Raw genomic sequence first — 13,358 nt, 5'->3', positions numbered from 1 at the left:
TTCGGCTGGCGGGTTAGGGCGAGTATGCATACACGCCCTAGGACAAACCGGGAGGAGAAAATTGCGAATGAGCACTTATGACGTCATTGTGGTAGGCGCCGGACCGGCCGGAATCTTCGCTTGTTATGAGTTGACGAGAACCGCTCCGCAGCTGAAGGTGCTGCTGGTGGACAAAGGACACGAGATCAAACGCCGCCACTGTCCGATTCTGGAAAATAAAATCGAGCTGTGCCCTCCGCCCGCCGGGAAAAAAGAATTCGCGGGCTGTCTGCCCGCCTGTTCCATTACGGCCGGCTTTGGGGGAGCAGGGGCATACAGCGATGGGAAATTCAATATTACGACGGAGTTCGGAGGCTGGCTGACCGACTATTTGCCGCACTCGCGCGTACTGGATCTGATCCGTTACGTGGACGAGATCAATCTGGAGCACGGCGCGACGCTGAATTTGACCGATCCGACGACGGAAACGGTTCGGGATATCGAACGCAGAGGCTATGCCGCCGGTTTAAAGCTGCTGCGGGCGCAGGTACGGCACCTGGGAACGGAACAGAACCTGGAAATTCTAAATTCAATCTATGACTATCTCGACAGCCGGATCGAGATGCGGTTTAAGACCGAGGTGGCCGATCTGCTGACTGTGAAGGAGGACGGCAAGCATCGCGCTCGAGGCATTGTACTGAAGAGCGGAGAAGAGATCGAAGCGGGAACGGTCGTCATCGCTCCGGGTCGAGACGGCTCCGGCTGGCTGACCGAGGTGCTCAAGAAGCGGCGGCTCGCAATGGTGAACAATCAGGTGGACGTCGGCGTGCGGGTGGAGACGTCGGATGTGGTGATGAGGGAGATCAACGAGCATCTGTACGAAGGGAAGTTTATATTCAATACGTCTGTAGGCACGCGGGTGAGGACGTTCTGCAGCAATCCTTCGGGACACGTCGTCGTGGAGAATCACAGCGGCGTTATGGCGGCCAACGGACATGCGTATAAGGATCCGGCGCTCGGCTCGGCGAACACGAACTTCGCGCTGCTCGTCTCGCACAAGTTTACGGAGCCGTTCGACAAGCCGAACGAATACGCCCGGGAAATTTGCAAACGGGCGAACGATCTGTCGAGCGGCGGAGTAATCGTGCAGAAGTTCGGCGATATTATGCGCGGTCGGCGGTCGACGTCCAGTCGGATCAAGGAAGGGTTTATCGAGCCGACGCTCCACGAAGCGGTGCCTGGCGATCTGGGACTGGTGCTGCCGTACAACACGATGAAATCCCTGGTCGAGATGGTGGAGGCTCTGGATAAAGTAACGCCGGGCATCGCTTCCGAGCACACGCTGTTCTATGGGGTCGAAGCCAAGTTCTATTCGGCGCGTCCGAAGCTGAGCGAGACGCTTGAGACGGAGATCGCGGGCCTGTATTGCGGCGGCGACGGAGCCGGGGTGACGCGCGGTCTCGCGCAGGCGGGCGCGGCCGGCGTCTGGATTGCCCGGGCTGTGGCGGAGCGTTTAACGAAGTAGCGGGTAGCAGTCGAGGTAACGTTCAGCGATCGGCTCTCTATCCTATGATTAGCTAGTAGTTATAGCGACCAGTAGGTGAGTGTCGACAAAAGCACCGAAGCAATGAACATGGCGACAAGCGGGCGCATTGCGCGACTGCGAAGGTCGCGTACACTCACGTTCAGGCCCAAGCCGGCCATCGCCATCCCGAGCAGGAGAGTCGTCACATACGAGAGCTCTTGCAGCAGGGGCGCAGGATCGGGCAACAGCAACGGCAACGCGTAGCTGCCGAACAGACTGGCAGCGATAAAGCCGAGCAGGAACCAGGGGAATTTGAAGCCTCCCGTGTAGGCTTGATTCTCGCCGGGATCGCCGCTCCGGGAGCTGCGAAGCTTGGCGACAGCCGCAATGACGAGGCACAGCGGCACAAGCAGCGCGACGCGGGACAGCTTGGCGAGCAGGCCGTCCGCCAAAGCGTCCGTGCCGCCTGCGGCGGCGGCCATGGCTACGTGAGCGACCTCATGCAGCGTCAGGCCGGACCAGATGCCGTAGCTCTCCGGCGAGAGCGGCAGCCAAGGCAGAATGAGCGTGTAGAACGTCGCGAATAGAGTACCGATAACGGCAATCAGCCCGGCGCTGATTGCCGTATCTTCGTTTTTGGAGCGGAGCAGCGGAGCCGTGGCTGCGATCGCCGCCGCGCCGCAGATGGCGGTTCCAATCGCCAGCAGTGCGGTCAGCTTGCGGTCGGCGCGAAGCAGGCGGCCGATTGCAAGTACGGCCAATAGCGAGAAGACGACCGTTGCGCCGCTTCTCAGCAGCAGCGGCAGGCCCTGCCGCAGCACCTCGGCGATGTCGAGCTTAAGGCCGAACAAGACGATGGCGGCGCGCAGCAGCGTTCCGGAGGAGAAGCGGATCCCCGCGTCCAGCGTCTGCGGATAGCCGAAGCGATGCCGATACACGGCCGCCAGCAGCAGCGTGCAAGCGAGCGGACCGAGCTTGGCCGGACCGGGAATCAGCGAGACGGCCCAGCCAGCCAAGGCAAGCGACAGGGTAAGGAGGACGCCGGCAAGACGCGGATGATTGGAAGTGAATGCGGCAACGGGACGGATCGGGTTGGCAAGCATGATGACTGAGACCTCCGTTATCGGTTCTGTTGCTATCAGCATACTCTTGAATTTATAATAAGAAAAATTAATTATATTTATTTTGTTATAAGTTATTGGTTATTATAGAGGGGGGAAAACAGATGGAGCAGTCTATGATCGTGTTCATCGAAGTCGCCGAGACGCGAAATTTCTCCCGAGCGGCGGAACGGCTGCACATGACCCAGCCGGCAGTAAGCCAGCATATCCGGGCGCTGGAGGAGCGATTAAACGCTCAATTGCTCATTCGCAGCAACAAATCGGTCGCGTTGACGAAAGCTGGAGAAATCGTTCTTCATCACGCTCGGGAAATCGGAGAGCTGTATCGACGAATGGGAGAGATGGTCGGCGAATTGATCGGTCATGCGGCGGGACCGCTGTCGGTGGGAGCGAGCTATACTTTCGGGGAGTATGTGCTACCGCGGGCGTTAGCGAAACTATACGAGCAATACCCGGACATCCGGCCAAGCGTAATGATCGGCAATACGGCGGATATCGCGGAAAAGGTGCGGGCCCGCGTATTGGACATTGGCATTGTGGAAGGCGAGGACATCGGACCGGGGCTGGAGGCGGTAAAGCTGGCAGAGGATGAGATGTACGTTGCTGCTGCTGCCGGTCATCCGCTGGCGGAGCTTGCCCGGATTAAGCCTTCGCTGCTGGAACGAGAAACGTGGCTTGTCCGCGAAAGAGGCTCCGGAACCCGAGCGGCGGCGGACAATTTGTTTGCCTCGCTCGGCATCCAGCCTGTCCGGATGATGGAACTCGGCAGCACGCAATCGATCAAAGAAACGGTAGAAGCCGGGCTCGGCATCTCTTTGCTGTCGCGCTGGGCGCTGCGCAAAGAGCTCGGGCTCGGCTCCTTGAAGCCGCTCCGCGCCGAGGGACTTCCCTTCAGGCGGAGCTTTCATATTTTGTTCCGTCGGGGCGACCTGCGGACGAGAACGGTCGAAGCGTTCCTAGAGACGCTCCGCGGCGTAACCGACGAAATGCTCGCGGAAGTCAATCGCCAGCGGAATTAACCGCCTTGGGCGATTTTCTTGAACGCTTCAAGAAACTGAGCCGAAGGATAGGCTCCCGACAGGGCATACTTGTTGTCGATGATAAAGAAGGGGACGCCGGAGATGCCGATGCCTTTGGCGGCGGCCATATCTTGTTCGACTGCTTCCTGTCCTTCCCCGTTATCGAGCAGTCGGCGAGCCTCCTCGGCGTCCAATCCAAGCTCGGCGGCAATTTCGAGCAGCACGTCCAGCTTGGCGATGTCCCGGCCGTCTTCGAAATAAGCCGTCATGACCGCCTCGATCCAGGTTGCCTCGTCCTCCTGGGGAAGCAGGGCGGTGACGCGATGCGCAAGCACGGTGTTCGGCATCCGTTCCACGTTGTCGAAACGGAAAGTAACGCCGACGTTGGCGCCGGCCTCGGTTACCCGTTGCAGCATTGGACGCAGCCGCTCCGCTCCGCCCATTTTTTTCTCCATTACGCTGTTGAAGGGAAGTCCCTCCGGCGGCAGCGTCGGATCGAGCTGATAAGCGTGGTAGCTCACTTCTACCTCTTGCCCCGTTTGCTCATGCCAAGCGTCGATCGCATCGTTCATGTTCTTTTTGCCGATTCGGCACCACGGGCATACCATGTCGGAATATACGTCTATTTTCATCGCGGACACCTCTTTGGTTTGGAATGAGTCTGTTTCCCTAGTATGGCAGACGGTTCGGCCGTATTCAATGTACGGTTTGAATAGCAGCATGATAAGATAGGAAAAAGGCAACGGAAAGGAGAAAATCATGAAACTGACGATTGATTCGACGGTGGAGCTGCTGAACGGAACGGAGATGCCGCGGCTTGGACTGGGCGTTTGGCGGGCGGAAGACGGCGCAGAAACGGAAGATGCGGTGCTGGCCGCTCTGCAAGCGGGATACCGCAGCATTGATACGGCTTCGCTGTACGGGAATGAGGCGAGCGTCGGCCGGGCGATACGGGCATCGGGGGTTGCGCGCGAGAAGGTGTTCGTGACGACCAAAGTGTGGAACGACGAGCAGGGCTACGACAACACGATAGCGGCCTGTCACAGAAGTCTGGAGCGCCTCGGTATGGATTACGCGGATTTGTACCTCATTCACTGGGCAGTTGTCGGCAAGTATAAGGAAACGTACCGTGCGCTGGAGGAGCTCTACGAGCAAGGGCTGGTGAAGGCGATCGGGGTGAGCAACTTCAACATCACTCATCTGGAGGATTTGATGGGAAGCTGCCGCATTAAGCCGATGGTGAACCAGGTGGAGATGCATCCGCTGCTTACGCAGAAAAGATTGTTCGCTTTTTGCCGCAAGGAAGGCATTCAGTTGGAATCGTGGCGTCCGCTTATGCAGGGGAGGCTGGATCATCCTCTGATCGTGCAGCTTGCAGGCAAATACGGCAAAACGCCAGCGCAAATCCTGATCCGCTGGCACCTCCAGTTGGGAGTCGTCACGATTCCAAAGTCGTCCCGTGCGGAGCGCATTCGCGAGAATGCCGACGTGTTCGACTTCGTGCTGGAGCCGGAGGACGTCGTGGCTATAGACGGGTTAAACGAAAATCGGCGATTCGGCAAGGATCCGGACCATGTCGATTTCTAGGGCGGGTTTGCATACTCCGAAGACAGCAGATTTTGTCGAATCTTCGTTCCATGCAAAGAGCTTTTGTGAAGGCGTGCCGGGGTACGTCAAAAGTGACAAAGCAGGGGGCGAAAAGGCGGTTAAGGATGCCTCTGAGGGGTTAGCGTACATGCTCTAGGATAGAGGCATAGAAGCATGGTTCGACAGGGATAATACCGGGTAAGAGTAGCTATTGACAGTCTCAACTGTAATTGTTATGATTACAGTAATCGGGGAGGCTGAACTCATGAACAGTGAATTTATAATAGCTGTCCACAGCTTGGTCCTCTTGGCGCATCGTCCCGACGGGATGGCTTCCAGCGAAGAAATCGCGAACAACGTCTGCACGAACCCGGTGCGCGTTCGCAAGGTGATGAGCTGTCTGCGCAAAAACGGCTTCGTGGATACCCGGGAAGGCTCGGGCGGAGGCTACAGACTTTCGCGAGAGCCGGGGAATATGACGCTGGCCGACGTGTATCGTTCCCTTGCCGCCGGCTCGCTTGCTCCGAAATGGTGCAGCGGTGATCCGGAATCCGATTGTCTGGTCGGATCGAATATGGGCGAGGTCATGAACGGGGTTTTCTGCGGCGCGGACCAGCAGCTTGAGCAATACTTCGAATCGATTACGATCGGACAGATGCTGTCGCAGCTGACCGCCATGGCGAAGGCGTAGTCCGGCCGATCGAAGAGGGTGGAGCGGGTCGAACAGACGGCCCGATCATCATAGGTGTTATCACTTTATACACTGAGGATAGGAGAGATGTCTTATGGCAGTTGCGATTACGAAAGACAACTTTAGCGAGAACGTGGCGCAAGGCGTATCCTTGCTTGATTTCTGGGCGCCATGGTGCGGCCCTTGCAAAATGCAGCTTCCGATCGTGGAGGAGCTGTCCGAGGAATTGAAAGGCACGGCGACCATCGCCAAGGTCAACGTGGACGAAGAGCCTGAGCTGGCAAGCCAATTCGGCGTTATGAGCATTCCTACGCTGATTCTGTTCAAGGATGGACAGCCGGTTGACAAGCTGGTCGGCTTGCAAAGCAAAGAAGCTTTGAAAGCGAAAATCGAAAACCACCTGTAATTCGGAACGAAGAACGCCGTTAGCCCCCTGTATGGGGAGGTTAACGGCGTTTTTTACGGTTGACCTATTTGCGTACAGGAGTTTTTCTCTTTTGGTGAAGCTTTCGCGTGTAAAATGGTTTGAAGCGGCTGTGGTGTCGCTCGAATTGACTGTTCCATGCGGTCTGGGAGACCGTAAGAGGTGTGGATTTGAGGTTGGCGGGGTGTGTAACGGTCTGGGAGACCGTAAGAGGTGTGGATTTGAGGTTGGCGGGGCGTGTAACGGTCTGGGAGACCGTAAGAGGTGTGGATTTGAGGTTGGCGGGGCGTGTAACGGTCTGGGAGACCGTAAGAGGTGTGGATTTGAGGTTGGCGGGGTGTGTAACGGTCTTGGAGACCGTAAGAGGTGTGAATTTGAGGTTGGTGGGGTGTGTAACGGTCTGGGAGACCGTAAGAGGTGTGGATTTGAGGTTGGCGGGGTGTGTAACGGTCTGGGAGACCGTAAGAGGTGTGGATTTGAGGTTGGCGGGGCGTGTAACGGTCTGGGAGACCGTAAGAGGTGTGGATCTGAGGTTGGCGGGGCGTGTAACGGTCTGGGAGTATTTTTTAGTTGTTGCCAAGCGCCGCAAATCGTGCTAACATAACTTTTGACCGAATGACCGAAAATGGAATTTAGTCATGTAGTCAGTTTTGCGCGAAGGGAGGCATGCAACGATGGCGATCGACCGAAGGAAGCAGATCGTAGAAGCGGCTGCGAAGTCGTTCTCGTTGTTCGGGTACAAGGCGACGACGATGGATCAGGTGGCGAAGTTGGCCAATGTCGGCAAAGGCACGATCTACACGTTCTTCAACAACAAGGAGGAGCTGTTCGACGAAATTATGAACAGCCTGATCCAGGAGATGAAGCACGTGGCGGAAGCCGAGTACGATCCGGGAGGCTCCTTTTTCGACAATCTGAATCGCGTGCTGGGACGGATACTCGATTTTCGGGAGAAGCATCAGTTGGCGGTCAAGATGGCTCATGAAGTTCGAGATATCGGAACGCCCAAGGCATTGGAAGGGTTGAATCGACTGGAGAACGCGATTCTGTCCTACATCCAGGTCAAGGTACAGACCGCGATCGACAAAGGCGAGCTAAAGCGCTGCGATCCCGAAGTCACCGCGTTCGTCATGCTGAAGCTGTATTTGGCGCTGGCGTCGGAGTGGCAGACGGTTCACGAGCCGTTGAAGAAGGAGAAGATTACCGAGCTGTTTCAGCTATATCTGCTGCGGGGGCTGGCCAACGGGTAATAAACTTACAAGGCTTGTCTTCTTTTTTTGTTGCAAAATGACCAAATGAACAAAATGGTCGATTTGATTTATGGAGTCAACGAGATGAGGAAAACCAACAAAGGAAGACCAATAAGACCAGGTAAACCAACAAGATCAGGAGTGTGGAATAATGAAGGGAATTAAGCAGTTTGCCAAGGAAATGTCCGGGATTGCCCGGAACAAGAAGGTGCTCATTCCGGTTATCGCCGTGTTGACGGTTCCCGTGCTCTATTGCGCGATGTTCCTCGGAGCGTTCTGGGACCCGTACGCGAAGCTGGAGGAGCTGCCGGTCGCCGTTGTCAATTCGGATCAAGGCACAGTGCACGAAGGGAAACAGCTGCATATCGGAGAGGACTTTATCGAGAAGCTGAAGGAAGGCAAACACTTTGATTATCAGTTCGTAAGCGAGAACGAAGCGCTTGAAGGGCTGAAGAGCAACAAGTACTATATGGCGATCGAGGTTCCGCAGGACTTCTCGAAAAATACGGCAACGCTGACGACGGAGCAGCCGACGCCGGCGCAAATCCGGTTTTTGCCGAACGAGAGCTATAACTTCCTGGCCGCACAGATCGGTAATACCGCAATCGAAAAAATGAAAACCGAGCTGAGCCAGGAAGTGACCAAGGCCTACACTCATACGGTTTTCGAGCAAGTGCAGACGCTGGCGGACGGCTTGAGCAAAGCGAGCGAAGGCGCAACGGAGATCGCGTCCGGCACGAACAGCGCGAAGGACGGGGCGACGCTGCTGGAGCAAAACTTGAATAAGCTGGCTTCTGGCTCCCTGACGATGAAAAGCGGCGTAAATAAGCTGCTCGACGGCAGCGCGAAGCTGGAGGTCGGATTAGGCGATTTGCAGAAGGGCAGCACCGCGCTGAACGGAGGGCTGACGCAGCTGTCGGATGCTAGCGGGCAGCTAAGCCAAGGAGCTAAGCAAGCGGAGCAGGGCGCTTCGCAGCTGGCTGGGGGATTGGGCCAATCGGCGGCCGGAGCGGCCAAGCTGGAAGCCGGGGCGACGGAGCTTGCCGCAGGGCTTGAGCAGTACGCGAAGGCGCACCCCGAGCTCGCCGAAGATGAGGGGATGCAGCGTCTGATTGCGGCGAGCAAGCAGCTTGCGGGCGGATTGGGCGAAGCGAAGAAGGGGGAGGATCAGTTGACCGCCGGAGCGGTTAAGCTGAAGGACGGTACAACGCAATTGGCGGGCGGGCTCGAACAGTTCGGCGAAAAGCTGAAGGAAGCGGGCAAGGGCAGTCAGAGTCTGGCGACTGGGGCGCAGCAGCTGCACGGGGGCGCGTCTCAATTGAAGCAGGGACTGGGCGATCTGCGCAAAGGTGTCGGCGAGTTCGCGGACGGCACGGGCAAGCTGGATGCAGGCGCGCAGCAAATGGCGGAAGGCCTGGTGAAGCTGACCGACGGTACGGGAGAGCTGTCCAGCAAGCTGAGCGAAGCGGCCGAGAAAACGGCAGGGCTGAACGGCAGCGATCCGGTCGTCGACATGTTCGCCAACCCGGTTGATCTGGATGTGGTCAAGTCGAACGAAGTTCCGAACTACGGAACCGGCTTTGCTCCATATTTTATCTCGCTCGGTTTGTTCGTCGGAGCGCTGCTGCTGACGATCGTCTATTCGGTCAAAGAGCCGGCGATTCGTCCGACAAGCGGTTGGAGCTGGTTCGCTAGCAAGCTGTTGACAATGGTGTTCATCGGCGCCGTTCAAGCGGTCATCGCCAATCTGGTGCTGCTGTACGGACTGGGGCTTGAGGTGCAAAGCCTGCCGTTGTTCTTCCTGTTTACGATTTTGACGAGCATCTCCTTCATGGCGTTGATTCAATTCCTGGTGACGGTGCTGCAGCACCCGGGCAGATTCGTGGCTATCGTCATTCTCATTTTCCAATTGACGAGCTCCGCGGGCACGTTCCCGCTGGAATTGATTCCGGGCTGGCTGCAAACGGCCAGCGCTTGGCTGCCGATGACCTACTCGGTATCGGGTCTGAAAGCCGTTATCTCCAGCGGCGACTATGCCGTCATGTGGGATAATGCGTACGTCTTGTTCGCCTTCTTCGCGGCGTTCGCGGTATTGACGCTTGCCTACTTCGTGATCGTGTATCGCAAGGAATATCGCGGCTCGAAGAAGGAAGGGACGGTTATGGCGGTGTAAGCAGCAAGGGCAAATATAGGATTGCGAGAAGAGACGGCGTCTTGTGGCGCTGTCTCTTGTGGCTGTTAGCTTATATTACAGGCTCCGGAGCCATGCAAGGATTGACTTCCCGCACGGCCTCCTTTAGTATCAGACACAAAATAACGCCGATTTTGTCGAAATTTGCAGCAAGCCGGAATTTTTCCTAATCGGAGAGTGGAGCGGGCGCATGCCAGGACTCAAGGTTCGAAAATGGTGGAAGCCCATCGAGTCGTTGTTTGCCAAGATGGTGCTCTATTACTCGTTGATTACGTTGTTTTCTTTTGCGCTGTTCGGCGGCATTATGTTCTCGCTGTTTTCCAGAACGATGAAGTCGGACATGCTGACCCATGCGCAGAAAATTTCCAATCAGACGAATATGAGCCTGGACAATTATTTTAACGAGATCGTCACCTCGCTCGAGATGGTCGCGACTCATCCGTTTGTCCTGTCGAGCCTGTCCGCTTACGATGCGAATCCCAGCTACACGAACTATACGAACGCCCAGCAGATCATTCAAATGCTGCAAAACATCAAATCGCTAAAGCCGGACATTAGCGAGATTTTTATTTTCCGACCGGATTTCTTTATCAAGCCGACGATTACGAAGTCCGTTAACGTCAATTCCCCGTTTCTGAAGAACGTCTGGAAGGAAGCCGAGCAGGCTCCGCCGCATATGAAGCCGATCTTCTACTCCACGCACGTGCCGGACTATTACAATTCGGCATTCACGAATCATAAAGTGGTCAGCATGAGCTATCCGATCCGGGACATTATGCACTACGGGACGGAAAATCTCGCGATTTGCTTTATTGATTTCAACTTCGAGAAAATCACGCAGATTATCGAGCATTCCAAGCTGGGACAAAGCGACCGCATCATTCTGCTGACGGATTCCGGGAGTGTGATCTATTCAACCGACACGGGCTTTCAAGCCGGCAGCGACATCACGGAGGGTTTGGACGTCGGACCCATTTTCCAGAGCGGGGGCGGTTACTACAGTACCGAATTTCAAGAGGAGAAGCTGCTGGTCACCTATTCCACCTCGCAAGTGACGGGCTGGAAGCTCGTGTATTTAAGCAAAACGGCGGAAATTCAAAAGAACGTCAACCAAACGTACGTCATTACCACTTATCTGCTGTTGGGGGTCATCGTCTTCAGCATTCTGCTCTCGGTCGTGATCTCGCGCAAAAACGCGAAGCCGATGATGGAGCTGATGAACCATATGCGAGAGGTAGGACGAGGCAACTTCTCGATCCGCATTCCCGAAGATGACAAGCATCTGGAGTTCAAAATTTTAAGCAGCGGCTTTAACCTGATGACCAATAAAATCAATGTGCTGTTCGACGAGGTGTACGCGGGGAAAATCAAGCAAAGAGAAGCGGAGTTCAAAGCGCTGGAATCGAACATCCACCCGCATTTTCTGAACAATACGCTACAGGTGATCCATTCGCTCGCCGTTTTGGAGCGGAGCCGGGATATTGAGCAGGTCGTCACCGCGCTCGGCAATCTGCTGGAATATTCCCTCTACGAGAAGGAGAAGCGGGTGCTGATTTTCAAGGAGCTTAACTATATCGAGGACTACTTGAAAATACAGAACATTCGCTACGATCACGCGATCCGGGTCGACATCGAGGTGGAGGAGCAGGTCAAGCTGTGCTATATTTCCAAGCTTCTGCTGCAGCCGATCGTGGAGAATGCGGTGTTCCACGGACTGGACAAGGTGGCGGACGAGAAAATATTGCGAATCAGGGGCTTTGCCGCAGACGGTCAAATTCATTTTACGGTCGAGGATAACGGTATCGGCATGACGGAGCGGGAACTGCAAGCCGTCGTCGCCCGACTGGATAATAATGAGGCGGCATCCGAGAGGAGCATCGGCCTTTCGAATGTCCAGCAGCGGATCAAGATCGAATACGGTCCCCAATACGGGATGAATTTTCATTCCGTATATCGGAAGGGGACGAAGGTCGAACTGGTCATTCCCATTCTAAAATAGCGGGTGGTAATCATGAAACGAGTACTCATTATCGACGATGAACCTCTGATCCGACAGGCGCTCAAAAAGCTGTTGATCCGCAACGAGCTGGAGGTCGTTGTCGTCGGAGAGGCCGGCAACGGCATCGAGGCGCTGAGCGAGCTGGAACGGACGCGGGCGGACATTTTGTTCCTCGACGTTCGGATGCCGCTGATGAACGGTTTTGATTTGCTGCAGCGATTGCAAGAGAGGAATATGGCGGTAATGACGATTATTCTGACCGCCTATCGCGATTTCGATTATGCGGCAAGGGCGATCGAATACGGGGCATTCGGCTATCTGGTCAAGCCGATCGACGAGAAAAAGCTGGTCGAGATGACGATCAAGGCCGGGCGGAAAATCGACGAGGAGCGGCAGGCGGAGACTGCGAAGCGGCAATTGGCGGAGCTGCGGAAGACGAGCTACTTGGAGCGTCTGCTTGCAGGAGAGGAGACGGGGTTCGCGGAGCGTCCGGAAGGGATGCCGGATTTCTTGGACGGCTGCGGGCGATTGGTCGTCGTCAGGTCGTCTAACGGCGTCGATTCGCGAATCGGAGGCAGCGGCGACCCGGCTGTCATTGCCTATAAAGGCGAGCTGATCCTCCTCTATCGGACTGCTCGGGAGCTGACGGACGAGGAGCTTGCAGCCCGCTTAACGAAGGATGGAGCGGCAGAGCATCCATGCGGGATAAGCGCGCCGTTTGCCAGAGAAGAAAATATCCGACTTGCCTACCGGCAGGCGAAGGCCGCTCTATTCTACCGGGATGCGGCAGGCGAGCCGCCTATTTACCGATTTGCGGAGCGGATGACGGCGCCAGGGGACGAGCCGGATGCGTTGACGGATCAGCGCAGGCTTGAGCAGCTGTCGGAGAAGCTGGAGCTGGGCTTGCTGGACGAAGCCTGGACGATGATCCGCGGCTTTACGGAAACGCTGGAGCTGCGCAAGGATGAGGACCTGGATGCCGTATACCGGCAGTATTATCAATTCGCGACGGCGATCAAGCACAATTTGCCGCGCCTGGAAGCGCCGGAGCCGGTGAAGAAACAGCTTGCGGAGCTGGGGCTTGCGGAGCTGGCGGCTTATTCAACGCTGTCCGAAATCGACGCATTCTTCGAGCGGCTGTTCGCCGCGCTCGCTCCGGCGGCAACGGTAGAGGATGCGGAGCGGGTCGTGCATAAAATCAAAGCCTACATTCGGGAGAACTACGCGCAGGACATTTCTCTGCATCTGCTGGCCGAACGGCTTTATTTGAGCAAAAACTATATCAGCGCCGTTTTCAAACAGAAGACGGGCGTTAACTTTCTCGAATATTTGACGAATGTTCGCATGGAGCAAGCCAAGCTCCGGCTGGAGAGGACGGAAAAAGGGGTGCATCAGATCGCGGAGGAGGTCGGCTATAAAAATACGAGCCATTTCGGCAAAGTGTTTAAGCAGACCGTAGGGGTCACTCCAGCCGAGTATCGACAGCGGCGATACGCAAATCCATGATTTTAGAACATGAATCGGTATTTCTCGTTATTGAGGACGTCTCCCTCGCAACGTAGAATTTAGGTA

Annotated in this window: 12 protein-coding genes; 10 read left to right on the top strand and 2 right to left on the bottom strand. The window is 56.0% G+C overall.

The genetic code is table 11. From position 1 onward, the window contains the following. The first annotated feature begins 67 nt into the window (after positions 1-67). The gene (locus tag J4772_RS33960; protein WP_116065943.1) at positions 68-1,504 is read left to right on the top strand and encodes an NAD(P)/FAD-dependent oxidoreductase; all 1,437 of its coding nucleotides are present in this window, start codon (positions 68-70) and stop codon (positions 1,502-1,504) included. Between the two features lie 59 nt (positions 1,505-1,563). Here the strand turns inward: J4772_RS33960 and J4772_RS33955 are convergent, their stop codons facing one another. Next, complete coding sequence (locus tag J4772_RS33955; RefSeq protein ID WP_209073252.1) at positions 1,564-2,607, bottom strand: YeiH family protein; 1,044 nt, start codon at positions 2,605-2,607, stop codon at positions 1,564-1,566. Between the two features lie 122 nt (positions 2,608-2,729). On the opposite strand from J4772_RS33955, the gene J4772_RS33950 reads away from it, so the two are divergent. Next, positions 2,730-3,644: a LysR family transcriptional regulator gene (locus tag J4772_RS33950; protein ID WP_209073251.1), complete on the top strand. Its 915-nt coding sequence runs from the start codon at positions 2,730-2,732 to the stop codon at positions 3,642-3,644. Here the strand turns inward: J4772_RS33950 and J4772_RS33945 are convergent. Continuing rightward, positions 3,641-4,276, bottom strand: a complete 636-nt coding sequence (locus J4772_RS33945; RefSeq protein ID WP_209073250.1) for a DsbA family oxidoreductase — start codon at positions 4,274-4,276, stop codon at positions 3,641-3,643. The two genes, J4772_RS33950 and J4772_RS33945, sit on opposite strands and share 4 nt — an antisense overlap. A 127-nt stretch (positions 4,277-4,403) precedes the next feature. Here J4772_RS33945 and J4772_RS33940 point away from each other — a divergent pair, with 127 nt between their 5' ends. The 8 genes from J4772_RS33940 (at position 4,404) to J4772_RS33905 (ending at position 13,292) form a co-directional block, all read left to right on the top strand. Then, entirely contained in the window at positions 4,404-5,231 is an 828-nt protein-coding gene (locus J4772_RS33940; protein ID WP_209073249.1) for an aldo/keto reductase, read from the top strand. A gap of 265 nt (positions 5,232-5,496) precedes the next feature. Further along, positions 5,497-5,922, top strand: coding sequence for an RrF2 family transcriptional regulator (locus J4772_RS33935; RefSeq protein ID WP_209073248.1), 426 nt, complete (start codon positions 5,497-5,499; stop codon positions 5,920-5,922). 94 nt (positions 5,923-6,016) lie between these two features. Next, positions 6,017-6,328, top strand: coding sequence for a thioredoxin (gene trxA, locus J4772_RS33930; protein WP_209073247.1), 312 nt, complete (start codon positions 6,017-6,019; stop codon positions 6,326-6,328). 392 nt (positions 6,329-6,720) lie between these two features. Then, positions 6,721-6,945 (top strand): hypothetical protein, encoded by a 225-nt coding sequence (locus J4772_RS33925; protein ID WP_209073246.1) that lies wholly within the window; start codon positions 6,721-6,723, stop codon positions 6,943-6,945. A gap of 75 nt (positions 6,946-7,020) precedes the next feature. Then, on the top strand, positions 7,021-7,596 hold the full coding sequence (locus J4772_RS33920) for a TetR/AcrR family transcriptional regulator (RefSeq protein WP_209073245.1): 576 nt from the start codon (positions 7,021-7,023) through the stop codon (positions 7,594-7,596). Positions 7,597-7,747: 151 nt separating this feature from the next. Continuing rightward, positions 7,748-9,769 (top strand): YhgE/Pip domain-containing protein, encoded by a 2,022-nt coding sequence (locus J4772_RS33915; RefSeq protein WP_209073244.1) that lies wholly within the window; start codon positions 7,748-7,750, stop codon positions 9,767-9,769. Positions 9,770-9,977: 208 nt separating this feature from the next. Further along, a complete protein-coding gene (locus J4772_RS33910; RefSeq protein ID WP_209073243.1) occupies positions 9,978-11,786 on the top strand; it encodes a cache domain-containing sensor histidine kinase in 1,809 nt (602 codons plus the stop codon). Positions 11,787-11,798: 12 nt separating this feature from the next. After that, positions 11,799-13,292, top strand: a complete 1,494-nt coding sequence (locus J4772_RS33905) for a response regulator (RefSeq protein WP_209073242.1) — start codon at positions 11,799-11,801, stop codon at positions 13,290-13,292. Positions 13,293-13,358: the final 66 nt, after the last annotated feature.

This window comes from Cohnella sp. LGH (assembly GCF_017671885.1).
Lineage (GTDB): Bacteria > Bacillota > Bacilli > Paenibacillales > Paenibacillaceae > Cohnella > Cohnella phaseoli.
This window is presented reverse-complemented; position numbering and strand designations above follow the sequence as displayed.